At 45.8% G+C, this 23,498-nt stretch carries 26 protein-coding genes; all 26 read left to right on the top strand.

Translation table 11 applies throughout. From position 1 onward, the window contains the following. Window positions 1–12 precede the first annotated feature (12 nt). The 26 genes from fliM to rseP all read left to right on the top strand — a co-directional run bounded on the left by fliM (window position 13) and on the right by rseP (window position 23,489). Window positions 13–1,014, top strand: a complete 1,002-nt coding sequence (fliM, locus tag SFC66_RS09880; protein WP_411218517.1) for a flagellar motor switch protein FliM — start codon at window positions 13–15, stop codon at window positions 1,012–1,014. Beyond that, complete coding sequence (fliY, locus tag SFC66_RS09875) at window positions 1,007–2,143, top strand: flagellar motor switch phosphatase FliY (RefSeq protein WP_411218516.1); 1,137 nt, start codon at window positions 1,007–1,009, stop codon at window positions 2,141–2,143. Before fliM ends, fliY begins: the two co-directional genes overlap by 8 nt. Before the next feature lie 26 nt (window positions 2,144–2,169). Next, entirely contained in the window at window positions 2,170–2,532 is a 363-nt protein-coding gene (locus SFC66_RS09870; RefSeq protein ID WP_411218515.1) for a response regulator, read from the top strand. Window positions 2,533–2,548: 16 nt separating this feature from the next. Then, a complete protein-coding gene (gene fliO, locus SFC66_RS09865) occupies window positions 2,549–3,238 on the top strand; it encodes a flagellar biosynthetic protein FliO (protein WP_411218514.1) in 690 nt (229 codons plus the stop codon). Beyond that, window positions 3,231–3,896, top strand: a complete 666-nt coding sequence (gene fliP / locus SFC66_RS09860) for a flagellar type III secretion system pore protein FliP (protein ID WP_411218513.1) — start codon at window positions 3,231–3,233, stop codon at window positions 3,894–3,896. Before fliO ends, fliP begins: the two co-directional genes overlap by 8 nt. Window positions 3,897–3,918: 22 nt before the next feature. Continuing rightward, complete coding sequence (gene fliQ / locus SFC66_RS09855) at window positions 3,919–4,188, top strand: flagellar biosynthesis protein FliQ (RefSeq protein ID WP_411218512.1); 270 nt, start codon at window positions 3,919–3,921, stop codon at window positions 4,186–4,188. Between the two features lie 5 nt (window positions 4,189–4,193). Then, complete coding sequence (gene fliR / locus SFC66_RS09850) at window positions 4,194–4,973, top strand: flagellar biosynthetic protein FliR (RefSeq protein ID WP_411218511.1); 780 nt, start codon at window positions 4,194–4,196, stop codon at window positions 4,971–4,973. Next, window positions 4,974–6,053, top strand: coding sequence for a flagellar biosynthesis protein FlhB (gene flhB / locus SFC66_RS09845; RefSeq protein ID WP_411218510.1), 1,080 nt, complete (start codon window positions 4,974–4,976; stop codon window positions 6,051–6,053). 17 nt (window positions 6,054–6,070) lie between these two features. Continuing rightward, entirely contained in the window at window positions 6,071–8,104 is a 2,034-nt protein-coding gene (gene flhA / locus SFC66_RS09840; RefSeq protein ID WP_411218509.1) for a flagellar biosynthesis protein FlhA, read from the top strand. Beyond that, window positions 8,101–9,204 carry a flagellar biosynthesis GTPase FlhF gene (gene flhF, locus SFC66_RS09835; RefSeq protein ID WP_411218508.1) on the top strand — a complete coding sequence of 368 codons (1,104 nt, stop codon included), beginning with the start codon at window positions 8,101–8,103 and terminating at the stop codon, window positions 9,202–9,204. Before flhA ends, flhF begins: the two co-directional genes overlap by 4 nt. Then, the gene (locus SFC66_RS09830) at window positions 9,197–10,084 is read left to right on the top strand and encodes a MinD/ParA family protein (protein WP_411218507.1); all 888 of its coding nucleotides are present in this window, start codon (window positions 9,197–9,199) and stop codon (window positions 10,082–10,084) included. Before flhF ends, SFC66_RS09830 begins: the two co-directional genes overlap by 8 nt. Further along, on the top strand, window positions 10,053–11,135 hold the full coding sequence (locus SFC66_RS09825; protein WP_411218506.1) for a protein-glutamate methylesterase/protein-glutamine glutaminase: 1,083 nt from the start codon (window positions 10,053–10,055) through the stop codon (window positions 11,133–11,135). Before SFC66_RS09830 ends, SFC66_RS09825 begins: the two co-directional genes overlap by 32 nt. Continuing rightward, window positions 11,126–13,117, top strand: coding sequence for a chemotaxis protein CheW (locus tag SFC66_RS09820; RefSeq protein WP_411218505.1), 1,992 nt, complete (start codon window positions 11,126–11,128; stop codon window positions 13,115–13,117). The genes SFC66_RS09825 and SFC66_RS09820 overlap by 10 nt, the downstream gene beginning before the upstream one ends. A gap of 13 nt (window positions 13,118–13,130) precedes the next feature. Further along, window positions 13,131–13,601 carry a chemotaxis protein CheW gene (locus SFC66_RS09815; RefSeq protein ID WP_411218504.1) on the top strand — a complete coding sequence of 157 codons (471 nt, stop codon included), beginning with the start codon at window positions 13,131–13,133 and terminating at the stop codon, window positions 13,599–13,601. Beyond that, a complete protein-coding gene (locus SFC66_RS09810) occupies window positions 13,601–14,245 on the top strand; it encodes a chemotaxis protein CheC (RefSeq protein WP_411218503.1) in 645 nt (214 codons plus the stop codon). Before SFC66_RS09815 ends, SFC66_RS09810 begins: the two co-directional genes overlap by 1 nt. Then, window positions 14,235–14,732 carry a chemotaxis protein CheD gene (locus SFC66_RS09805; RefSeq protein WP_411218502.1) on the top strand — a complete coding sequence of 166 codons (498 nt, stop codon included), beginning with the start codon at window positions 14,235–14,237 and terminating at the stop codon, window positions 14,730–14,732. The genes SFC66_RS09810 and SFC66_RS09805 overlap by 11 nt, the downstream gene beginning before the upstream one ends. Window positions 14,733–14,782: 50 nt before the next feature. Continuing rightward, a complete protein-coding gene (locus tag SFC66_RS09800) occupies window positions 14,783–15,559 on the top strand; it encodes a FliA/WhiG family RNA polymerase sigma factor (protein WP_411218501.1) in 777 nt (258 codons plus the stop codon). Between the two features lie 36 nt (window positions 15,560–15,595). After that, window positions 15,596–16,069, top strand: coding sequence for a DUF6115 domain-containing protein (locus SFC66_RS09795; RefSeq protein WP_411218500.1), 474 nt, complete (start codon window positions 15,596–15,598; stop codon window positions 16,067–16,069). 173 nt (window positions 16,070–16,242) lie between these two features. Continuing rightward, window positions 16,243–16,983 carry a 30S ribosomal protein S2 gene (gene rpsB / locus SFC66_RS09790; RefSeq protein ID WP_095223141.1) on the top strand — a complete coding sequence of 247 codons (741 nt, stop codon included), beginning with the start codon at window positions 16,243–16,245 and terminating at the stop codon, window positions 16,981–16,983. Window positions 16,984–17,064: 81 nt separating this feature from the next. Then, window positions 17,065–17,946: a translation elongation factor Ts gene (tsf, locus tag SFC66_RS09785; protein WP_411218499.1), complete on the top strand. Its 882-nt coding sequence runs from the start codon at window positions 17,065–17,067 to the stop codon at window positions 17,944–17,946. A gap of 67 nt (window positions 17,947–18,013) precedes the next feature. Further along, on the top strand, window positions 18,014–18,739 hold the full coding sequence (pyrH, locus tag SFC66_RS09780; protein WP_411218498.1) for a UMP kinase: 726 nt from the start codon (window positions 18,014–18,016) through the stop codon (window positions 18,737–18,739). Continuing rightward, entirely contained in the window at window positions 18,739–19,296 is a 558-nt protein-coding gene (gene frr, locus SFC66_RS09775) for a ribosome recycling factor (protein ID WP_411218497.1), read from the top strand. Before pyrH ends, frr begins: the two co-directional genes overlap by 1 nt. A gap of 145 nt (window positions 19,297–19,441) precedes the next feature. Then, window positions 19,442–20,206: an undecaprenyl pyrophosphate synthase gene (uppS, locus tag SFC66_RS09770; protein WP_411218496.1), complete on the top strand. Its 765-nt coding sequence runs from the start codon at window positions 19,442–19,444 to the stop codon at window positions 20,204–20,206. 15 nt (window positions 20,207–20,221) lie between these two features. Continuing rightward, a complete protein-coding gene (locus tag SFC66_RS09765; RefSeq protein WP_411218495.1) occupies window positions 20,222–21,046 on the top strand; it encodes a phosphatidate cytidylyltransferase in 825 nt (274 codons plus the stop codon). Window positions 21,047–21,071: 25 nt separating this feature from the next. Beyond that, the gene (locus tag SFC66_RS09760) at window positions 21,072–22,217 is read left to right on the top strand and encodes a 1-deoxy-D-xylulose-5-phosphate reductoisomerase (RefSeq protein ID WP_411218494.1); all 1,146 of its coding nucleotides are present in this window, start codon (window positions 21,072–21,074) and stop codon (window positions 22,215–22,217) included. Window positions 22,218–22,232: 15 nt separating this feature from the next. Further along, a complete protein-coding gene (gene rseP, locus SFC66_RS09755) occupies window positions 22,233–23,489 on the top strand; it encodes an RIP metalloprotease RseP (RefSeq protein WP_411218493.1) in 1,257 nt (418 codons plus the stop codon). Window positions 23,490–23,498 lie beyond the last annotated feature (9 nt).

Here is a 23,498-nt window from a genome sequence, read left to right as displayed (position 1 = left end):
GAGGTGACGTGCATGGCAGAAGAGGTCTTATCGCAGCATGAGATCGATGCACTGTTATCCGCTATATCTTCCGGTGAAATGGATGCAGATGAGCTGAAACAGGACGAAAAAGCAAAAAAAGTAAGAACATATGATTTCAAACGGGCCTTGCGATTTTCAAAGGATCAAATACGCAGCCTGACCCGCATACATGAGAATTTCGCCAGGTTACTGACAACTTTTTATTCAGCGAGACTACGTACATTCGCGCAGATATCGGTTGCGTCTGTCGATCAAGTACCTTATGAAGAATTCATTCGTTCGATTCCAACGATGACGATCCTGAACACATACAGCCTTGCTCCGCTCGAGGGTAAGATTCTGATAGAGTATGATCCAAGCATAGCCTTTGCAATGCTTGACCGGACACTTGGCGGCAGTGGCAGCGGCGTCAACAAAATCGATAATCTGACTGAAATAGAAACAACATTGATGACTCAAATGTTCGAATCCGGTATGGAAAATTTGAAAGCAGCGTGGCAATCCGTCGAGGATGTAGATCCTTTGATGGAAGAGTTTGAAATAAATCCGCAATTCCTTCAAATGGTCTCACCGAATGAAACGGTTGTCGTAGTTACACTGAACTCAACAATCGGCGAAACGAGCGGTATGATCAATATCTGTATTCCGCATGTAGTCTTGGAGCCGATAGTTTCGAAGCTTTCCATCCATTATTGGATGCAGGCACCTGTGGATAAACAAGGCAATGAGGCAGAATGGCGGGATCTGACGGCCGGCATACAGAAGGCTTCCATAAATCTGAAGGCAATCCTTGGAGAAACTTCGATCCAGGTCGAAGAATTGATGAATCTTCAGGAAGGCGATGTGCTGATGCTGAATCAGCCAATCGATCGCCCACTCGATGTAAAAGTGGACAACCAAGTGAAATTCAAAGCTCAACCTGGTAAACAGAAAAACAGGCTGGCGATACAAATAATGGAAGAAGTCGAAACAGGGGGGGAAGAAAATGACTGACAATATGTTATCCCAAGAAGAAATAGATGCATTGTTGAATGGATCGGACGATGATTCAAACGACACAAAAGATGAGCAGTTCCTCCCTAAGGAAGATCTGGATTCAATGGAAGTGGATGCATTAGGAGAGATTGGAAATATCTCATTCGGCAGTTCAGCAACAACTTTATCTACGCTTTTGAATCAAAAGGTGGAAATCACGACACCGAAGACGGCAGTAGTCAAAAAGTCAGACTTATACGATCAATTTCCTCAGCCGAATGTTGCCATTGAAGTAAGTTATACAGAAGGATTCGCTGGAGCGAACTTGTTCGTCATCAAGCAGCGTGATGCCGCCATCATAGCAGATCTTATGCTCGGCGGTGACGGCAATGCACCAGCGGAAGAATTCAATGAGATCCATCAGAGCGCTGTTCAGGAAGCGATGAATCAAATGATGGGTGCAGCAGCGACAAGCATGAGTACGGTATTCAGTAAGAAAGTGGATATTTCTCCGCCTTCGATTGCATTGATGGACCTGGCAAATGGCACTGGGACTGAAAAACTGCCAGAGGATGATCAAGTAGTCAGCGTATCCTTCGATTTGAAAATCGGGGACTTGATTGATTCTTCACTCATGCAGTTATTGTCAACTGATTTTGCCAAGGCCATGGTAAATGAGCTGATGAACCCAACACCAGCAGAGCCCGAAGTGACAAGTGCACCAGCAGAGTCGGCGCCTAGTCAAGCACAGCCTGTCATGCAGGAGAGTCATACACAAGCTGCACCGCAGCAGCCGCAAGCTGCACAGCTGGCAAAACCTGCACCGAATGTACAGCAAGCAGCTTTCACAAGCTTCGATACACCAGCAGCAAAACCTGCTGAGCATCCGCGCAACTTGGATCTATTGATGGATATCCCATTGAAAGTTTCCGTTGAGCTGGGACGTACCAAACGCACCATCAAGGAAATCCTCGAGCTATCCGTCGGTTCCGTTGTGGAACTGGACAAGCTTGCAGGTGAGCCGGTGGACATCCATGTGAATGATAAATTGATTGCAAAGGGTGAAGTCGTCGTCATCGAAGAGAATTTCGGTGTACGAGTAACGGATATCCTTAGCCAATCCGACAGATTAAAATCAATCAACTAATTTGACCATTGAGAGGAAGAGAAAATATGGGAAACAGAATTCTAATCGTAGACGACGCAGCTTTCATGCGCATGATGATCAAGGATATTTTGACAAAGAACGGCTTTGACGTTGTAGGGGAAGCCCAAGATGGCCAACAGGCTGTTGAAAAGTATAAAGAACTGACTCCGGATTTGGTGACGATGGACATCACGATGCCTGAAATGGATGGTATCGCAGCAATGAAAGAAATCAAGAGCCAATACCCTGATGCGAAAGTCATCATGTGTTCTGCAATGGGCCAGCAAGCAATGGTGATCGATGCCATCCAAGCTGGTGCGAAAGATTTCATCGTTAAGCCATTCCAAGCAGATCGCGTAGTAGAGGCAATCCAAAAAGCATTAAGCTAAAAAAGGTGAGTAGGAAATGATGAAAAGAACAGTCTGGGCATGCATGCTCCTTGTATTGCTGCATCTAGTCATTTCTCCTGTTGCTGCCGAAGCGGCAGCAAGTGTGGAGGATTGCTTGAAAGAAGGTGCTGCACAATCGGACGACTGCAAAGATATGAATGAAGCCGGAAATCAACAAGAAAATACACCAGCAGATGATTCGGCTGATGCGTCAGCTGGAGGCACATCGACTTTTTTGAATCTTGTCAAGCTTGCATTGGCGCTAGCGGTCGTGCTCGGACTGATCTATGTCTTACTGAAGTTTTTGAATAAGCGGAATCGTCTGTTCCAGCAAGTACGAGCCATGGAGAATATAGGCGGCATTGCACTAGGTAATAACAAATCCGTCCAGATCATCCGTGTCGGCGAGAAAGTATATATGCTTGGTGTAGGTGACAATGTCGATTTACTGACCGAAATCGATGATGAGCAGACAATCAAGGAATTATCCGAACAAGATCAGCAAGAAATGAAGGCATCGGCATTACTTGCCAATTTATTGCCTGGTAAGAGACGGCAAGAGGAAAGTCACCAAGAAGAGACAGAGAAGAAGTCAGATGATGCTGGATCAAGTTTCCAGAAACAATTCAAAGAGGAAGTCATGAAGCTCAAACAGTCCCGGAATCGATTGAAACAGCAGCAAAGGAAGGATACAGACAATGAATGATTTTATCAATATATTTTCTGGAACCGACCCCGAGAATGTCTCGACCTCGGTTAAACTGCTGCTTTTATTGACTGTTTTCTCCCTTGCACCAGGAATATTGATCTTGATGACATGTTTTACACGGATTGTCGTGGTGCTTTCCTTTGTGCGAATGAGTTTAGGTACACAGCAAACACCTCCGACACAAGTACTGATCGGTATCGCCCTATTCATGACCTTCTTCATCATGGCGCCGACATTCAATGAAATAAATGACCAAGCGATCACACCATTGATGAACGATGAAATTTCTCTCGATGAGGCATATACGGAAGCAAGCGGTCCGATCAAGATGTTCATGGCGGAAGAAACAAGACAAAAGGATTTATCTTTATTCATGAATTATGCCGGTTTGGAAAGACCGGAATCTGTTGAGGATATCCCCCTGACGACACTTGTTCCGGCATTTGCCATCAGCGAGCTGAAAACGGCTTTTCAGATGGGTTTCATGATTTTCATCCCATTTCTTGTCATTGATATGGCTGTAGCCAGCATCCTTATGTCGATGGGTATGATGATGCTGCCGCCAGTGATGATTTCTTTACCATTTAAAATTCTGTTATTTGTACTGGTGGATGGCTGGTACTTGGTCACATCCTCGCTGCTGCGGGGGTTTTAGCGAATGAAGGAGCGTAACATTTATGAGCAGTGAGTTTGTCATTTCCATCGCAGAACGCGGTATCTATACAGTGCTGATCATCAGCGGACCTTTACTGATCCTGGCGCTTGCGGTCGGTTTGATTGTCAGTATCTTTCAAGCTACAACACAAATACAGGAACAAACGCTTGCGTTCATTCCAAAGATTGTCGCTGTGTTGGTTGGGTTGATATTCTTCGGTCCTTGGATGCTGACACGAATGGTTGAGTTCACTGCAGGCATACTACAGAACCTGGATCGGTTTGTGGGCTGAAGCAGATGTTATCGCAGATCGATTATACCGCAGTACCGGCATTTGCATTGATCTTGGTCCGTCTTGTCGCTTTCTTTGTGACAGTTCCTTTGTTTTCATACCGGAATGTGCCGACACAATTTAAAATCGGATTCAGCTTCTTCCTTGCTTTGATCATTTACTTCACGATCGATCGTCCGTCCGTTCCAGTCGATCATACCTACTTTCTGCTGCTATTCAAAGAGGCGATGGTGGGATTGACGATTGGCTTGCTTGCATTCATCGTCATTCAAGCTATCAATGTGGCAGGCGGTTTGATCGATTTCCAGATGGGATTGGCGATTGCCAATGTCATCGATCCAGTTACCAGGGCACAAAGTCCATTGACTGGTCAATTCCTTTATACGATCGCAACATTATTTTTATTGTCAGTCAACGGCCATTTGCTGTTGATTGATGGCATTTTTTACAGTTATCAGCTTATTCCATTGAATGAAATGGTGCCATTTGGCGATCAATCGTTCATCGAACTGGTGCTGCGTTCCTTCGGCCAAATGTTCCTGATCGCATTTCAGATGGGTATCCCGATTGTCGGCTGTCTGTTTTTGGTTGACGTCGCCATCGGCATAGTCGCACGTACGGTGCCCCAGCTGAATGTGTTTGTCGTAGGTCCTCCTATCAAATTATTGGTGGCTTTTGTGCTGCTTTTCTTATCAATCGGCATTTACATGACAGTTGTAAGACAGCTGTTCGATTACATGCTCGTGACAATGCGCGATTTGATGGTTCTGTTAGGAGGGGCTTAGATGAAATATCGTTTGGACCTGCAATTTTTCGCTGGTGAAAAAACAGAAAAGGCGACGCCCAAAAAGCGTCAGGATACGAGGAAAAAAGGACAAGTCGTCAAAAGTCAGGATGTCAATACGGCATTACTGCTTTTGTTTACGCTGGGAGTCCTGACCTTGATGGGTGGTTATCTCAAAGATCAGTTCCTGCAGCTTTTCACCATAATATTCGATGATTATCTTTCGCAGGATATCACTGCTGATACTGTGCAGACACTGCTTGTCCAAATGACTGTTGCTTTGGCTAAGATTGTCGGACCGATAATGGGTATCGCAGTTCTTGCAGGGTTGGTTTCCAATTTTGCGCAATTCGGCTTGCTTTTCAGTGGGGAAGCCATCAAATTCGATTTGAAGAAAATCGATCCGATCCAAGGAGCAAAACGCATTTTTTCAGTAAGGGCATTGGTTGAATTATTGAAGTCCCTGCTGAAAATCGGCTTGGTTGGAGCAGTTACATTTTATGTGCTGTGGCAGAACATGGATACGATCATGACCATGTTTTTGAAAGCTCCCGAAAATGCGCTGCAGTTCTTTGGCAAAATAACGATATATATGGGATTCGCAGCAACGCTAGCTCTGCTGTTTATCGCGGTACTGGATTATACGTATCAGCGATTCGATTATGAAAAGAACATCCGCATGTCCAAGCAGGATATCAAGGATGAATATAAAAACATGGAAGGGAATCCATTGATCCGTTCCAAAATAAAAGAAAAGCAGCGTCAAATGTCCATGATGCGAATGATGAGTGAGGTTCCTAAGGCGGATGTGGTCATTACCAACCCAACTCACTTTGCCATTGCCATTCAATATGACGAAGAAAAATCAGATACACCGATCGTCATTGCGAAAGGAATGGACCATGTCGCGCTGAAAATAAAAGAAATTGCTAAAGCAAACAACGTAATGATGGTGGAAAACAGACCATTGGCACGAGGATTATATAAAGACGTGGAGCTGAATCAGCCGATCAAGGAAGAATTTTTCCAGGCGGTTGCCGAGGTGCTCGCGCTTGTCTACCGCACAGAGCGTAAAATGTAAGAGAGAGGAATCACAACATGAAATTGAAGGATATGTCAGTACTTATAGCTGTAATATTAGTGATCGTCATGCTGGTTATCCCGATGCCGGGCTGGCTTTTGAGCATTTTGATCCTTATGAATATCTCGCTTGCCTTAATAGTCATCCTTGTGGCTATGAATACGGAGGAAGCGTTGCAATTCTCGATCTTCCCCTCTCTCTTACTTTTGCTCACGCTTTTCCGCTTGGCATTGAACATATCGACTACAAGGGCGATCCTTTCAGAGGGACATGCCGGCGGAGTGGTAGAGACGTTCGGAAGTTTCGTAATCGGCGATAATCCGCTTGTTGGATTTGTCGTTTTCATCATCTTGGTGATCATTCAATTCCTTGTCATCACCAAAGGATCCGAGCGGGTATCGGAAGTTGCTGCCCGCTTCACACTCGATGCGATGCCAGGGAAACAAATGAGCATCGATGCTGACTTGAATGCAGGCATGATATCTGATGTCGAGGCAAAGAACCGTCGTGAAAAAGTAGAGAATGAAGCCGATTTCTACGGTGCGATGGATGGTGCGAGTAAATTCGTCAAAGGTGATGCCATTGCTGGTATCATCATCGTACTGATCAACATCATTTTTGGTTTGATCATCGGTATGATGCAATTGGGGTTGAGCTTCCAAGAGGCGATCAACACATATATGCGTCTTACTGTAGGGGATGGATTGGTAACGCAGATTCCGGCAATATTGATTTCGACAGCAACAGGTATCATGGTGACCAGAGTGGCTTCGGAAGGAAACCTTGGCAGTGATGTCACGAAGCAGCTATTCCGGTTTCCAAGTATGCTGTACATCGCTGCTGGTACGATCTTCATGCTTGGCTTGACACCGATTAACTTTTTCCTGACGACTTCCATTGCCGCGATACTAGCCGGTGCTGCTTATTTCCTATCTCGGGCACAAAAACAGCAAGAGCTAGTAAGCACAGAGCCAGAAGAAGTCCAGGAGGAAGCTTCGATGAAGTCATCCGACAATGTGGTGAACCTGCTCAGCATGGATCCCATCGAGTTTGAATTCGGCTATGCACTCATACCACTCGCAGATACAAATCAAGGCGGGGACTTGCTTGACAGGATCGTCATGATCCGGAAGCAGCTGGCCATCGAGCTTGGTATCGTCATACCCGTTGTCCGGATAAGAGATAATATCCAGCTGGGGCCGAATGAGTACAGGTTGAAGATAAAGGGTAATGAAGTGGCTGCGGGTGAAGTGCTGCTTGACCATTACTTGGCAATGAGTCCGGGAGTGGAAGACGATGGCTTGGAAGGGATCGAAACGCTTGAGCCTGCGTTCGGGTTGCCTGCCAAGTGGATCAGCGAAGATACAAAAGATGAAGCGGAGCTCTCGGGCTATACAGTCGTCGATCCACCATCTGTCGTATCGACGCATCTGACAGAAACCATCAAGCGTCATGCGCATGAATTGCTTGGCAGACAGGAAACGAAGCAGCTTATCGATCATCTGAAAGAATCTTATCCGATTTTGGCAGAGGAAGTGACACCAGATCCTTTGACTGTCGGGGATGTGCAAAAGGTGCTTGCGAAATTGCTGCGTGAGCATGTGTCTGTCAGAAACTTGCCGGTTATTTTTGAAACACTGGCGGATTTCGGTCGGATGACGACAGATACGGATTTGCTTGCGGAATATGCACGTCAGGCACTGGCACCGCAAATCACCAAACAATATGTCCAAAACAATCAAGCCCTGCAGGTCATTACCGTTTCCGGGGCTGTGGAAAAAATGATAGCAGATCATATCCAGCAAACGGAGCACGGCAATTATCTTTCTTTGGATCCGGAATCACAGCAAAAAATCGTCCAGTCCGTCATGGAACAGGCAGAACGTCTGTCTCTCCGGGAAGAAACGGTCATCGTTCTGTGTTCGCCGACGATTCGCATGTACGTACGACAGCTGCTTGATCGCAGTCTGCCTTACGCTGTCGTCCTTTCCTACAATGAATTGGATAACACAACAGAAATCAGGAGTGTCGGGATGGTGAATGTTGCATGAAAATGAAGAAATACACAGCTGCCACTATGCCCCAAGCAATGATTCAAATCCGACGGGAACTAGGCAAGGACGCAGTCATACTGCGTACAAAGGAATTGACAAGCGGCGGGTTCCTCGGTCTTTTCAAAAAAAAGCGCATTGAAGTCATTGCTGCGCTGGATCCGGACCAACGGGTAAGCAGCAGCCGCGAAGTACCAAAACCTGCAATGGCGTCGGTGAATGTGGAAAAAGAAATCGAAGAAACACGAGCAGAGTCAGGGTTCTTAACTGAAATTGCTAGTTTGCGACAAGAATTAAAAACAGCAGTGAGCAGCCAGACAAGACAGTACGCATTGCCTCTGCAAAAATTTTATGACCGGCTGCTTCAAAATGAGGTTCATCCGCAGATTGCTTCGGGACTGATGGAACATCTTTTGGAGAATGCATCCAATGCAGACACGGAAAAGCTATTATATGAAGACCTTGTGAAGCGTTTTGATAAGGTACAGCAGCCTGTACAGTTTGAGAAGAGATTCATTCATCTTGTAGGACCTACGGGTGTAGGGAAAACGACGACCATTGCCAAACTGGCAGCGAAAAGTGCCTTGGTTGATAAGAAGAAAGTGGCTTTCATCACGACTGACACCTATAGGATTGCTGCCATCGACCAGTTGCGCACGTATGCGAAGATCCTGGAAATTCCTCTGGAAGTAGCGTATTCACTGGAAGATTATCAGGAAGCAAGAAAGAAACTGGCTGATTATGATTTGGTTTTTGTCGATACAGCAGGCAGGAATTTCAGGGATTCCGAATACGTGAAAGAGCTTGAACGCACCTTGGACTTACACCACGATGCGGAGACTTACCTGGCGCTGTCTATCACTACAAGGGCTGATGATTTGGCGGCGATTTATGAGCAGTTCGCCCATTTGCCGATCAAGCAGTTCATCTTTACAAAAATGGATGAAGCAGGCCGCTACGGCGGTATCTTGAATTTGATCCAGCAAGCACATATAGGAGTTGCTTATCTAACACATGGGCAGGATGTACCTGATGACATATTCACGCCATCAGCGTCTTATTTGGCAAAAAGGGTGATGGAGGCGTCGGCTGATGCATGACCAAGCTGCTAAACTTCGGGCGACTGTTCAACGTATGACACTTGGACGCACGGTGGCTATCGCCAGCGGAAAAGGCGGAGTGGGAAAATCCAATTTTGCGCTCAACTTTTCCCTGGCTATCAGCCAACTTGGGAAGTCGGTTCTGCTTATCGATTTGGACCTTGGTATGGGGAATATCGAAATATTGCTCGGAACCTCGGCGGAACATTCCTTTATCGAAATGATCCAGAACCGATTAAGCTTGGAAGAAATCACAGAAGCTGGTCCTGATGGTCTTGACTTCATCGCAGCAGGAGCTGCAGTCGATGAATTCTTTCACATGGACAGTGCTGGATTCCAGCATTTCCAGCAGGAGTTTGAAAAAGCGCAGCGGAATTATGATTTTGTCATACTCGATATGGGGGCTGGTTTGACAGAAGAAAGTGCTGGATTCATTTTGGCGGCCGATGAAAGCATCGTCATCACGACGACAGAGCCGACCAGTATGATGGATGCCTATGCTTTGATCAAACACCTCAAAAACCAGAATGGTGCACTTCCGATGCATCTGCTTGTGAATCGTGCAAGTGACGACCGGGAAGGGCAGGATACTGCAACCCGGATGAAAGAAGTCGTAAAATCATTTCTTCATGCTGAACTTGAACTCCTGGGGATATTGCCAGAAGATAAGCAAGTTCCGAAATCGGTGAAAATGCAGGAACCGTTTATCAATCGCAGGGAATCGAAAGCAGGACTTGTCATCAAACAACTTGCAGCCAGTTATCTGAAACCTGCTGCAGAATCAACAGCAAAAGAAAACACATCATTTATGAGCAGACTGAAAGATATTTGGATGGGAGGCGGAACACGTGGTAAAAAAAATCCGCGTTTTAGTCGTTGATGATTCAGCTTTCATGCGAAAAATCATTTCGGATTTACTGAATAGTGACGATCGGCTCGAAGTCATTGGAACAGCTAGGAATGGCAAAGATGGACTGAGTCAAATCACGCAGCTGAAACCAGACGTCGTGACGATGGATGTCGAGATGCCGATCATGAATGGGATAGATGCGTTGAAAGAAATCATGCAGCGGCAGCCGCTGCCGGTTGTCATGCTTTCCAGCTTGACAAAGCAAGGTGCAGACATGACGATCCACGCGATGTCGCTTGGTGCAGTGGATTTCATTGCAAAACCATCCGGCTCCATTTCCCTGGATTTGGATAAGGTACGTGATGAACTGGTTGCGAAGGTGGTAGCGGCAGCTGCTTCCCGCTTGTCAGTCAGACAGCAGGTGAAAGCTGCCGATGTGAAGGTGACTGTCAAAGCACCTGCGGCGAGAAAACGAGCAGATTGCAGCCTTGTTGCAATCGGAACGTCAACTGGCGGTCCCAGAGCGTTACAGGAAGTGATAGGTAAACTTCCGGCTACTCTTGCTGCACCGGTAGTGGTTGTCCAGCACATGCCGGTCGGTTTCACCAAATCATTGGCTGAGAGACTGAATAGCTTGAGCCCGATTCGTGTAAAGGAAGCGCAGCACAATGAGACGTTGCGGAATGGAACGGTGTACATTGCGCCTGGTGGTCATCATTTGACGATCGAGCAGGCAGACAGCCGACTCATTGCCAAACTTACAATGGAAGACCCAGTAAGCGGTCATCGTCCTTCTGTCGATCGAATGTTTGAATCGATCAGCTTGTTGCAAAATGTCGATGTATGTACTGTCATCATGACAGGCATGGGAGCGGATGGAACGAATGGGTTGCGCAAAATCAGGGATAGGATATCATCTGTCTACAGCATCGGTGAGTCTGCTGAAACTTGCGTCGTATATGGGATGCCGAGGGCAGCTGCAGAAGCAGGACTGCTCCATCACGTGTGCCCGGTACAGTCCATCGCTGGAGCAGTGCAAAAAAGGATCAATCTATCAGAGGGGGTCAACCAATGGAAATAGATCAGTACTTAGGTGTATTCATCGAAGAAAGTAAAGAACACTTGCAAAGCTTGAATCAGCATTTGCTGGAACTTGAAAAAAAGCCAGAGGATATGGATGTAGTGAATGAAATATTCCGTTCTGCACATACGCTGAAGGGTATGTCTGCAACGATGGGATACCAGGACTTGGCGAATTTGACGCATCAGATGGAGAATGTACTGGATGCAATCCGGAATCATAAGCTCACGATCAATCCCGACATACTGGATGTCGTCTTTGAAGCTGTGGATAACCTGGAAGAGATGGTACTGGACATTGAATCCGGCGGAGCGGGAACAAAAGAGGTAACAGAATTGGTTCGCCAGCTGGAAGCAATCGAGTCAGGCGAAGCGCTGACACAAAGCGCAGCAGCAACAGAACCTGCTGAAGAGAAATCAGGTCTTTTATTGGATGAGTTTGAGCTGGCGGTACTGCGTGAAAGTGAGGAGAAAGGATTCCAGAACTTTTATACGAAAGTGACACTCCGCGAGGACTGCATGCTGAAAGCAGCACGTGTCTACATGGTTTTCGAAGTGCTTGAATCGTTAGGGGAGGTTGTGAAATCCAATCCCGATGTGTCGCAGCTGGAAGATGAAGCATTCGATTTGATGTTTGAAGTGCTGATCGTCACCAAAGAATCAAAGGAACTTATCGAAGAAAAAATCATGAAAGTTTCCGAGATAGACACAGTTTCAATACAGAATTTCTTCATTGATACATATAAACATCCTCAGGATGCAGCAAATGAAGAAGCAGCAGCCGTAACAGAAGAAAAAGTGGAAGTGGTTCCCACCGAGAAAAAAGCGCAGCAAAGCAATAAGACGATTCGTGTGAATATCGAACGTCTTGATATACTGATGAACTTGTTCGAAGAGCTTGTCATCGATCGAGGCAGACTTGAGCAAATAGCAGATGATGTGAAACACCCTGAACTGCATGAGACAGTGGAACGGATGGCCCGGATTTCCGGTGACCTTCAAAGCATTGTATTGACGATGCGTATGGTCTCCATCGACCAGGTGTTCAACCGTTTCCCTCGTATGGTTCGTCAGCTTGCAAAGGATCTTGGTAAAAAAATCGATTTGCAGATCGAAGGAGCCGAAACAGAGCTTGACCGTACCGTCATCGATGAAATCGGCGATCCACTGGTGCATTTGATCCGGAATAGTTTGGATCATGGTGTCGAAACGCCGGAAGTAAGACGCGAACTTGGCAAACCGGAAACAGGAACTATCAAACTGAAAGCCTATCATTCTGGCAATCATGTCTTCATCGATATCAGTGATGATGGTGCTGGTATCAATCGCAAGAAAGTTACCGATAAAGCGATCAATAATGGTCTGATCACAAAAGAACAAGCTGCCATCATGAATGATAATCAAATATTCGGTTTGATCATGGAAAGTGGCTTTTCTACAGCTGATACCATATCGGATATTTCCGGACGCGGTGTCGGACTCGATGTTGTCCGCAATACGATCGAATCACTTGGCGGAACGATTACAATCAATTCAGAAGAAGGAAAAGGTTCATCATTCAGCATCGAGCTGCCGTTGACATTATCCATCATCAGTGTATTGCTTGTTGAGATCCAGAAGGAAAAATATGCGGTTCCGCTTTCTTCCATCATTGAAACAGCCATCATTCCAAAAGCTGATGTCATGCATGTCCATAACCAAGCAGTTATCGATTTCCGCGGAAGAGTGGTACCGCTTGTTTCACTGAAAGAAGTATTCCAAGTACCGCAAGTGAGCGAAGAGACAGATCATTATTCTGTTGTCATCATCAAAAAGGGTGATAAGTCGGCAGGGTTGATCGTTGATGGCTTCATCGGCCAGCAGGAAATCGTATTGAAATCACTCGGAAACTACTTGACTGAAATATTCGCTGTCTCTGGAGCTACCATTTTGGGAGATGGGCAAGTGGCTCTCATCATCGACAGCAATGCGTTAATCAAATAAGGAGGGTTTAACCATGGCAGAAGAAATCGTACAAGACGTAAAAGTAATTGTATTCCAGCTGAAAAATGAAGAATATGCGGTACCAGTGACTCAAGTGGGATCCATTGAAAAGATGGAGCATATCACTAGGGTGCCGAATACCGAGAGCTTCATTAAAGGTGTGATCAATATGCGGGGTGTCGTCACACCGATCGTTGATTTGAGAAGCCGCCTTGGACTTGAGGAAACACCGGTCGATGAGAACACAAGAATCATCATCGTGGACTTGGATGAGACAACTATTGGTTTGATTGTGGATGCGGCCAATGATGTTGTCGACATCCCGGTCAATCAAATCGAGGAAGCACCTCGTGTGATCGGTGCGATTGATATCGATTATATCGATGGAGTAGTGAAATTGGAGGACAGACTTATCATTTTGCTTGATCTCAGAAAAGTACTGAAATTCCATGAGATTGAAGCAATCAAGTCTATCGAAAGCTAATGTATGATTTACATCATATAACAGAAGATCAGCTCGATGCATTGAAAGAGGCAGGAAACATTGGTGCAGGCAATGCTGCCACTGCCCTTTCGATCCTCTTGCAGCAGGAAATCGATATGAAAGTCCCGGCAGTCCGGATTTGTCACTTCAATGAATTGATCGATTCGATCGGCGGAGCAGAACAGCCGCTGGCTGCGATATACTTGAGAGTTCAAGGAGATGCGCCCGGGAATATGTTCTTCCTGTTGGAACCAGGTGAAGCAGAGTTATTTGTACACTATATAATGGGCAATCAAAGCTTTTCATGGTCCAATACGTCCAAAGACGATATTAACTTATCTGCTTTGCATGAAATGGGGAATATATTGGCTGGAAGCTATCTTTCTGCCATCAGCGACTTTGCGAAAGTGAATATGCAGCCTTCCGTTCCGCAAATCAGTGTCGATATGGGCGGTGCGATCCTGGCAAATGGATTGATCGAAATAGCCCATGAAAGTGATTATACTGTGCTCATTGATACAGTCATCGCACTAAGTCCGCCGAATCAGGAACAGCAAATGATTGAAGGTAAATTCCTGCTTCTGCTCGATCCCGAAGCGTTCGGCCATTTATTCCGTGCATTAGGAGTCGAGGATGATGATTGAAACAGACATTTTACACGTGGGCATTGCCGATGCGAAAATTGCCGTTCATCCGCAGCATCTGCGGACAGCTGGACTTGGATCTTGCGTCGGGGTCGTCATTTACGATAAGCAAACGAAACTTGCCGGAATGGCGCATGTGATGCTTCCTGATTCGAATCTAGCCAAACAGACACAAATGAATCGCAATAAATATGCAGATACTGCAATGGATGATCTAGTAGCCAATCTTTTGAAGCAAGGCGCAAGCATGGGCCGATTCAAGGCCAAACTTGCAGGCGGGGCACAAATGTTCACTTTCTTATCGACAGACGAAAAAATGAGGATCGGACCACGTAATATAGAAGCTGTGGAACAAAAACTCCGGGAATATCGGATACCGATCGAAAGCAAGGATGTCGGAGGAAGCAATGGGCGCACAATCCAATTCGACACGGAAACATGGGGATTGAAAATCAAAACAGTTAATAAAGAGGAAGCGATCATATAATGGAGCAGCTTCATGCTTATGACAGAGTGGCAAACAAAGGAGGGAGTTTCATGGTCAGTTATGGATCAGAAACAGAACAGCAGTATTGGAACAGCTGGTTTTATAAGAAAGATAGCGAAGCTGCCAATGAATTGATGCGGATGTACATGCACGTAGTCGAATACCATACGCAGCGCATCGCTGCTCACCTCCCCTCCAGTGTGAGCAGGGATGATGTCAGGAGCTTCGGTTATACTGGGCTGTATGATGCTTTGAAGAAATTTGAGCCAAGCAGGGACTTTAAATTCGAAACGTATGCGTCTTTCCGGGTCAGGGGAGCCATCATGGACGGTCTTCGGAAGGAAGACTGGCTTCCCCGGACAGTACGTGATAAAGTAAAAAAGATAGAAGCTGCTGCATCCAAGCTTGAGCAGACGCTTGAGAGGAAACCGACCAGCAGCGAGATTGCCGAATCCACTGGTTTGAGCAGGGAAGAGGTGGAGGAAGCAGTTCGTGATGCATTGTTTTCCAATGTCCTCTCCATGGATGACAAACCGACCGGACCAAAGCAGGATAATCAGGATACAAGTTATGTACTTCCTGATCTCAAGACACCGCAGCCAGAAGATGCGGTGCTGCAGAAGGAGCTGTTAAGTCAGCTCACAGACAGCATCAAACAGCTGAATGAACATGAACAGCTGGTGATCAGTCTTTTCTATAAAGAAGAATTGACGTTTACAGAAATCGGACATATTCTGGAACTGACAACATCACGCATCTCACAAATTCATAAACGTGCTGTATTCAAATTACGGGAATCCTTAGCCAAGCTTTCAGCCACCAGCTGAAAGCTATTTCCACTTTATATAGAAAGAAGGCTATCCATGCTCACACTATTAGTCTTTGCCAGTCTTCTCCTTCATGTACTGACTTTCATCGCGATACGCACACTGCAATCCAAAGTGATGCAGCAAGAAAACCAGTTCCAGAAGGAAAAAAAAGAATATGAAGCTATGCTCAGCACAATCCTTACAGAACTTAGGGAAGAGAATGAACGGCTTTTGGATGCTGAACCCATTAAAGCACCGAAGCAAACTCCGCTAAAGGAAAAAAATGACCAACCCAGAGTCACTCCGGCTGAAACTATGGAAGCAATGCCGGAAGCGGCCTATGCACCCCCTCCCGTACCTGAAGAGGAAGAAGATGATGTATCCATGTCCAATCTTGGACGGGTGCTTCAGCTGCATGATCAAGGCATAGCTCCAGCAGCTATCGCAAAGCAGCTGGGAATGGGGAAAACAGAAGTGGAATTGATACTCTTGATGAAAAAAAATGGGGAAAAGGGCAGAAAAAGCTAAGAAAGTTCAAAAACATGTCTAAGATGCTTGATTGACGGTAATAGCTGTGCTATATTTATTTTTGGTGTTAATACACACGGCTGCCGATTTTTACGGGAGGTGCTGGCAAATTGTCAGTTCCCGATAAAAGATGAAGCGGTCGGAGGAGAAAAAACCATTAGGAGGAAAACACTATGTCAGTAATTTCAATGAAACAATTGCTTGAAGCTGGTGTTCATTTCGGTCACCAGACTCGCCGTTGGAACCCAAAAATGAAGAAATATATCTTCACGGAGCGTAACGGTATCTACATCATCGACCTTCAGAAAACAGTTAAGAAAGTCGACGAAGCTTACAACTACGTAAAAGAGCTTGCTGCTGATGGCGGTACTATTCTTTTCGTGGGTACGAAGAAACAAGCACAGGAATCTGTGAAAGAAGAAGCGATCCGTTCCGGTCAGTACTTCGTCAACCAACGTTGGTTGGGTGGTACGCTTACTAACTTCCAGACAATCCGCAAACGTATCAACCGTTTGAAATCCATCGAGCGCATGGAAGAAGATGGTACATTCGAAGTACTTCCTAAAAAAGAAGTAGTAGGTTTGCTTAAAGAAAAAGAACGTCTTGTTAAATTCCTTGGCGGAATCAAAGACATGGAAAGAATTCCAGACGCTCTATTCGTTATCGACCCACGCAAAGAAAGAATCGCAATTGCAGAAGCACACAAATTGAACATCCCGATCATCGGTATCGTTGATACTAACTGTGATCCGGACGAAATAGATTACGTGATCCCTGCGAATGACGACGCTATCCGCGCTGTTAAATTGCTTACTTCCAAAATGGCGGATGCTATCTTGGAATCCAAGCAAGGTGAAGAATTGGAAGACCAAGAAGCTCCAGCTGAAGAAGCAACAGAAGCTGTAAGCGAGTAATGGATGAAGGGTGATAAGGGGGGACCTTTTATCACCCTTTTTTAAAAGACTAATTGTCCAAACCCCAAGGAGGCATTTACGATGGCAATCACAGCACAAATGGTAAAAGAATTGCGCGAAAAAACTGGCGCAGGTATGATGGACTGCAAAAAAGCTTTGACTCAAACAGATGGTGATATGGAAAAAGCGATCGACTACCTTCGCGAGAACGGTATTGCGAAAGCTGCTAAAAAAGCAGACCGCATCGCTGCTGAAGGTTCCACTTTCATCGCTACTGAAGGCGATCACGCTGTATTGCTTGAAGTGAACTGTGAAACTGACTTCGTTACAAAGAACGACCAGTTCAAATCTTTGCTTAACGAACTAGCACAGCATATCCTTACTAACAAGCCAGCTAGCGTAGAAGAAGCACTTGATCAGAAAATGAACGATGAGCAGACTGTTGGCGAGTACATCAATGCTGCAATCGCAAAAATCGGAGAAAAAATCTCCCTTCGTCGTTTCGCTTTAGTGAGCAAAACAGAAAATCAAGCATTCGGAGGCTACCTGCACGGTGGCGGACGTATCGGTGTATTGACTTTGCTTGATGGTACAACTGATGAAGAACTAGGTAAAGACGTTGCAATGCACATCGCAGCAGTAAACCCACGTTACGTTTCTCGTGACGCAGTAGCTGCTGATGAAGTGGAGCGCGAGCGTGAAGTATTGAAAACACAAGCACTAAACGAAGGCAAGCCAGAAAACATCGTCGAGAAAATGGTTGAAGGCCGTCTTGGTAAATTCTTCGAAGAGATCTGCTTGCTTGAACAAAGCTTCATCAAAGATCCAGATCAAAAAGTGAAGAAATATGTGACTGACAAAGGTGCTTCTGTTGTTAACTTTGTTCGTTATGAAGTTGGCGAAGGTATGGAAAAACGCGAAGATAACTTCGTTGATGAAGTAATGAGCCAAGTTAAAAAATAAGTATGACTGAAGAGGGGACACTTTGTGTTCCCTTTTTTACAAAATATACATACCTTTGGAGGCACAGATGACTACAGCACCTTATAAACGGATTGTATTGAAACTGAGTGGAGAAGCATTGAGCGGACAGGTTGGTTACGGAATCGAACCTGCGGTGATTCGCTCTATTGCAGAACAAGTGAAAGAAGTAGCTGAAATGGGCGTGCAAGTTGCGGTTGTTGTCGGCGGCGGGAACATCTGGCGCGGTAAAGTCGGCAGCGAGATGGGTATGGATCGTGCGAATGCCGATTACATGGGTATGCTTGCGACAGTCATGAACTCACTTGCATTACAGGACAGCCTGGAGAACCTTGGCATCCCGACAAGAGTACAGACATCCATAGAGATGCGACAAGTGGCTGAGCCTTATATCCGCCGCAAAGCGATTCGTCATCTGGAGAAAAATCGTGTCGTCATCTTTGCAGCAGGAACAGGCAACCCATATTTCTCCACGGATACGACTGCAGCTTTGCGAGCAGCTGAAATCGAAGCGGAAGTCATCCTGATGGCGAAGAACAATGTGGATGGTGTGTATAACGCCGATCCTAAACTTGTTCCCGATGCAGTGAAGTATGATGAACTGACATACTTGGATATCCTGAACGAAGGGCTTGCAGTCATGGATTCGACAGCTTCCTCACTATGCATGGACAACGATATTCCATTGTTAGTGTTCTCGATCAGTGAAAAAGGTAATATCAAAAAAGCGGTTTCCGGTGAGGAAATCGGAACAATCATCAGGGGGAATAATTAATGTCAACAGCAATCATTACGGATGCAAAAAGCAAAATGACGCAGGCAGTACAGGCTTTCTCCAGACAATTGGCGACTGTTCGTGCCGGACGCGCGAATCCTTCTTTGTTGGATAGTGTATATGCAGATTACTATGGTGCATCCACACCGCTTAATCAGCTTGCTAGCGTAACTGCTCCGGAAGCACGCATGCTAGTGATCACACCTTACGACAAAACAGCGATTTCCGATATTGAAAAAGCGATCCAAAAGGCTGACCTTGGGCTTTCCCCTTCCAGTGATGGTAATATCATCCGTCTGAGCATCCCTGCTCTGACAGAAGAACGCCGTAAAGATTTGGTGAAAGTTGTATCCAAATACTTGGAAGAAGCGAAAGTGCAAATCCGCAATATTCGCCGTGACAGCAATGATCAATTGAAAAAAGCTGAGAAAAACAAAGAACTGACAGCTGACGAATTGAAAGGCTATCAGGATGATGTGCAAACGGAAACGGATAAGCATATCAGCCAGCTGGAAGGTCTTGCAAAGGACAAAGAAAAAGAAATAATGGAAGTTTGACCCTTAACCATGTAAAATAAGTAGTACAAGACCCTCTTGTAAAAGGGGGTTTTTGCTCTTTTTGCGAGATGCAAAGAAGCAGTACTGCACAGGGCGCCTATGGCTGGCTAGTCATCAGAGAAAAAAGCCCAATGGAGGATTCAAAATGATTAAACTTCCTTTTTTTAATAGGAAAAGAAGAATAGAATTACAGCCATCGACGCTGAAGCTTGCGAATATCCCTGAACATGTTGCCATTATCATGGATGGCAATGGACGCTGGGCGAAAAAACGCGGACTTCCGCGGATTGCCGGCCATAAGGAAGGGATGACGACGGTTCGGAGAATTGTAAAAGCTGCCAACCGCATCAATGTGAAGGTGCTAACTCTGTATGCCTTTTCCAAAGAAAATTGGAAACGTCCGCAGACAGAAGTGGATTTCCTGATGAAGCTGCCAAAGGAGTTCCTGACAACTTATTTGCCTGAACTTATCGAAGAGAATGTCAAAGTCCAGACAATTGGTGACCTGGACGGGTTGCCGTCTTTTACACGCGAAGCAATAAGTGAAGCAATGGAGAAGACAAAATACAATGATGGATTGATCCTGAACTTTGCGTTGAATTATGGCGGGCGGTATGAGTTGGTGCACGCTGTACAAAATATGATACAAGATGTCAACGATAAAAAGCTGCAAACAGCCGACATAGATGAAGAGATCATATCCCGTTATTTGTATACAGAAAAACTGGCAGATCCCGATTTAATCATCCGTACTAGCGGTGAGCATCGCTTAAGCAATTTCCTGCTTTGGCAGAGTGCTTACTCGGAACTCTGGTTCACAGAAGTACTATGGCCTGATTTCGATGAACTATTGTTTGAACAGGCAATCAGTGACTTCCAAAACAGAAAACGGCGCTATGGCGGTATTTGAGGTGAATAGTTAACAATGAAGCAACGATTGATTACAGCGATTATCGCAGGCATATTCTTCATGATTTTTGTACTGCTCGGCGGTGCATGGTTCGAGGCGTTCATTTATTTGATCGCGACCATTGCATTCATCGAATTATTGCGTATGCGCAAAATCGCAAAATACAAAGTACCATCGATTGTGAGTGTCTTGCTGTTATGGGGGCTCTTGTCCCCTGAACTCGGCATGATCAATGCTATATTCGATATACATATCAATAAGACGGACCTCCTTTTATTCTCCGTCATTCTTCTTTTGAGTTATACAGTGCTTGCGAAGAATCGCTTCACATTCGAAGATGCCGGATTCCTGCTGATCACGGTAGTGTATATCGGTTTTGGCTTCCTTTATTTCATCATCACGAGGAATGCTCCGAGTGTAGCGATCGAAGGACACACTGTAACCGGCTTATCCAAATTCATTTTCGTACTGGTAGTTATATGGGCTACTGATTCGGGAGCATACTTCTTCGGCAGAGCTTTCGGAAAACACAAGCTATGGCCGACCATCAGTCCCAATAAGACAATCGAAGGGGGAGTTGGCGGACTCATTCTTGGCTGTATTGCCGGAATTGTATTCCACATCATCTCACCTGTCAGTGCATCTGTCTGGATCGTTGCCGGCGTGTGTATCCTGATTGCTCTCTTCGGTCAGCTTGGGGATATGGTCGAATCAGCATTCAAAAGGCATTATCTTGTAAAGGATTCGGGTAAGATCCTGCCAGGACATGGCGGAATATTGGATCGCTTCGATAGTATGATTTTTGTTTTCCCGATCCTGCATTTAATTCAATTCATTTAATAGAGTATAAAGAGGAGCGTGTCCGATGAAAACAATCGCATTATTAGGTGCAACGGGTTCGATCGGCCTGCAGACATTGGATGTCATCCGAAACCATCCGGAGGCATTCAAGCTGCACAGCATGGCTTTTGGCCGCAATATCGAGAAGGCACTGCCGCTAATCAAGGAATTCAACCCGGCTGTAGTAGTCGTACAAGATGAACAGACAAAAGAGGCACTTCATCAGACACTTCCACACTTAGAAATATTGGTCGGTTCCAAAGGGATGGTCGCAATCAGTTCTGCCGGTGAAACAGATGTCGTCGTGAATGCAGTTCTTGGCAGCATCGGCCTGGAAGCGACTTTAGAAGCCATCAGATCTAAAAAGCAGGTGGCATTCGCAAATAAGGAAACACTCGTTTCAGCCGGACATCTCGTGATGGCGGAAGCAAAGAAACATGGCGTCAATCTGCTTCCGGTGGATAGTGAACATGCTGCAATTTTCCAATGTCTGAATGGAGAGAAGCTAGAGGATGTGAACAAGCTGATCATCACTGCCTCCGGCGGCAGTTTCCGTGATAAGACAAGGGAAGAACTTAAAAGCGTGACGCTAGCAGATGCCTTGAAGCATCCAAATTGGAGCATGGGACAGAAAATCACGATTGATTCAGCAACAATGATGAATAAAGGCTTGGAAGTCATCGAAGCACACTGGCTCTTTGGGATCGATTATGATGATATCGAAGTCGTCCAGCATCGTGAGAGTATCATCCATAGCATGGTGGAGTACAAAGATCACAGTGTCATCGCGCAGCTTGGTACTCCCGATATGCGCGTGCCGATCCAGTACGCCCTCACCTATCCTGAAAGACTTGATTTAGCTGTTTCAAAAAGGTTAAACTTAGTGGAAATAGGTAAACTCCACTTCGAAGAAATGAGTATGGAACGATTTCCTTGTTTGCGAATGGCATATGAGGCGGGCAGGGCAGGCGGAACTGCTACAACCGTATTGAATGCCGCGAATGAGGAGGCAGTAGCGCTGTTTCTGGCAGGAAAAATAGATTTCCTGGCAATAGAGGATTATGTAGCGCGGGCACTTGATGCACATGTTTATGAATCTTTCCCTTCTTTGGAAACAATCTTGGAAACAGATCGTCTCACACGGAGTCAAGTGAGGTCCTATAACCAGTAAAGGCAGGTGCCCATTGTGACAACTATCATTGCGTTTATCCTAGTGTTCGGGCTGCTCGTTTTCGTGCATGAACTCGGACATCTGATTTTTGCGAAGCGGGCTGGCATGTTAGCACGTGAATTCGCCATCGGTTTTGGACCGAAGATTTTTACCTGGACCAAAAATGAGACGCTTTACACAATCAGACTCCTTCCTATCGGAGGATATGTGCGTGTTGCCGGTGAAGATCCGGAAATCGTCGAATTGAAACCAGGCCACCATATCGGACTGGAATTCAATGAAAAGCAAGAAGTAACGAAAATCATCGTGAATAATAAATCCAAACATCCGAACGCACGAGTCATCGAAGTCGAAAGTGCCGATTTGGATCATAGTCTGATGGTTCATGGCTATGAGATAGGGGAGGAAGAGCGCCTGTCTTTCCCTGTACATGAAAAAGCGATGTATGTCATGGACGAGACGGAAACACAAATCGCTCCGTACAACCGTCAATTTGCGTCGAAGAACAAGCGACAGCGCGCCATGCAGCTTTTTGCAGGTCCAATGATGAACTTCCTGCTTGCACTGGTGCTGTTTTTCATCCTTGCGCTCATCCAGGGGATACCTGCTGACAACGCGGCAGTAGGTACTGTACAAGATGGGTCTGCGGCACAGGAAGCGGGTATCCAATCCGGGGACGAGATTACTGCAATCGATGGAACATCGGTTCAGACTTGGGAAGAATTTACGGCTATCGTACGTGAAAACCCGGATAAAGCATTGGAAGCCACCATCGTCAGGGATGGCCAGGAGCAGCAGCTGACGATCACGCCGGCCCTTGTGGAAAGCGGTGACCAGAAAATAGGTCAGATCGGTGTGACGCTTGCAATGGAAAAAAGTTTCCTGGGAGCAATTCCTTACAGCTTCCAGCAGACATACGAATTTGGAACGATGATCCTTACCAATCTGGGACAACTTATCACTGGTCAGCTCAGTATCGATGCGTTATCTGGACCAGTCGGCATTTATGATGCGACCGACCAGGTAGTGAAAGCAGGATTGATCAATTTGATTCAGTGGACGGCACTTCTGAGTGTGAACTTAGGCATCGTCAATCTAGTGCCGCTTCCGGCGCTGGACGGCGGACGTTTGTTATTCATAGGTGTGGAGGCATTGCGAGGCAAGCCTGTGGAGCCGCAAAAAGAAGCTGTGGTTCACTTCATCGGATTTGCATTGCTCATGCTGCTGATGATCGTGGTAACCTGGAATGATATACAGCGGTTATTTTTATGATGCAGAGGT

It is taken from the genome of Terribacillus saccharophilus (assembly GCF_046592895.1).
Classification (GTDB): domain Bacteria; phylum Bacillota; class Bacilli; order Bacillales; family Amphibacillaceae; genus Terribacillus; species Terribacillus saccharophilus_D.
The sequence above is the reverse complement of the archived record's forward strand: the minus strand, read 5'-3'. Positions and strand labels throughout refer to the sequence as shown.

Excerpts from the sequence above, each read along its gene's own strand:
- pyrH (WP_411218498.1), top strand. The coding sequence starts at position 18,014 with ATGACTACAGCACCTTATAAACGGATTGTATTGAAACTGAGTGGAGAA.
- SFC66_RS09820 (WP_411218505.1), top strand. The coding sequence starts at position 11,126 with ATGGAAATAGATCAGTACTTAGGTGTATTCATCGAAGAAAGTAAAGAA.
- SFC66_RS09805 (WP_411218502.1), top strand. The coding sequence starts at position 14,235 with ATGATGATTGAAACAGACATTTTACACGTGGGCATTGCCGATGCGAAA.
- fliM (WP_411218517.1), top strand. The coding sequence starts at position 13 with ATGGCAGAAGAGGTCTTATCGCAGCATGAGATCGATGCACTGTTATCC.
- SFC66_RS09765 (WP_411218495.1), top strand. The coding sequence starts at position 20,222 with ATGAAGCAACGATTGATTACAGCGATTATCGCAGGCATATTCTTCATG.
- fliP (WP_411218513.1), top strand. The coding sequence starts at position 3,231 with ATGAATGATTTTATCAATATATTTTCTGGAACCGACCCCGAGAATGTC.
- tsf (WP_411218499.1), top strand. The coding sequence starts at position 17,065 with ATGGCAATCACAGCACAAATGGTAAAAGAATTGCGCGAAAAAACTGGC.
- rpsB (WP_095223141.1), top strand. The coding sequence starts at position 16,243 with ATGTCAGTAATTTCAATGAAACAATTGCTTGAAGCTGGTGTTCATTTC.
- fliQ (WP_411218512.1), top strand. The coding sequence starts at position 3,919 with ATGAGCAGTGAGTTTGTCATTTCCATCGCAGAACGCGGTATCTATACA.
- uppS (WP_411218496.1), top strand. The coding sequence starts at position 19,442 with ATGATTAAACTTCCTTTTTTTAATAGGAAAAGAAGAATAGAATTACAG.
- SFC66_RS09815 (WP_411218504.1), top strand. The coding sequence starts at position 13,131 with ATGGCAGAAGAAATCGTACAAGACGTAAAAGTAATTGTATTCCAGCTG.
- SFC66_RS09760 (WP_411218494.1), top strand. The coding sequence starts at position 21,072 with ATGAAAACAATCGCATTATTAGGTGCAACGGGTTCGATCGGCCTGCAG.
- fliY (WP_411218516.1), top strand. The coding sequence starts at position 1,007 with ATGACTGACAATATGTTATCCCAAGAAGAAATAGATGCATTGTTGAAT.
- frr (WP_411218497.1), top strand. The coding sequence starts at position 18,739 with ATGTCAACAGCAATCATTACGGATGCAAAAAGCAAAATGACGCAGGCA.
- SFC66_RS09830 (WP_411218507.1), top strand. The coding sequence starts at position 9,197 with ATGCATGACCAAGCTGCTAAACTTCGGGCGACTGTTCAACGTATGACA.
- flhB (WP_411218510.1), top strand. The coding sequence starts at position 4,974 with ATGAAATATCGTTTGGACCTGCAATTTTTCGCTGGTGAAAAAACAGAA.
- SFC66_RS09810 (WP_411218503.1), top strand. The coding sequence starts at position 13,601 with ATGTATGATTTACATCATATAACAGAAGATCAGCTCGATGCATTGAAA.
- SFC66_RS09795 (WP_411218500.1), top strand. The coding sequence starts at position 15,596 with ATGCTCACACTATTAGTCTTTGCCAGTCTTCTCCTTCATGTACTGACT.
- flhA (WP_411218509.1), top strand. The coding sequence starts at position 6,071 with ATGAAATTGAAGGATATGTCAGTACTTATAGCTGTAATATTAGTGATC.
- SFC66_RS09800 (WP_411218501.1), top strand. The coding sequence starts at position 14,783 with ATGGTCAGTTATGGATCAGAAACAGAACAGCAGTATTGGAACAGCTGG.
- fliR (WP_411218511.1), top strand. The coding sequence starts at position 4,194 with ATGTTATCGCAGATCGATTATACCGCAGTACCGGCATTTGCATTGATC.
- fliO (WP_411218514.1), top strand. The coding sequence starts at position 2,549 with ATGATGAAAAGAACAGTCTGGGCATGCATGCTCCTTGTATTGCTGCAT.
- SFC66_RS09870 (WP_411218515.1), top strand. The coding sequence starts at position 2,170 with ATGGGAAACAGAATTCTAATCGTAGACGACGCAGCTTTCATGCGCATG.
- flhF (WP_411218508.1), top strand. The coding sequence starts at position 8,101 with ATGAAAATGAAGAAATACACAGCTGCCACTATGCCCCAAGCAATGATT.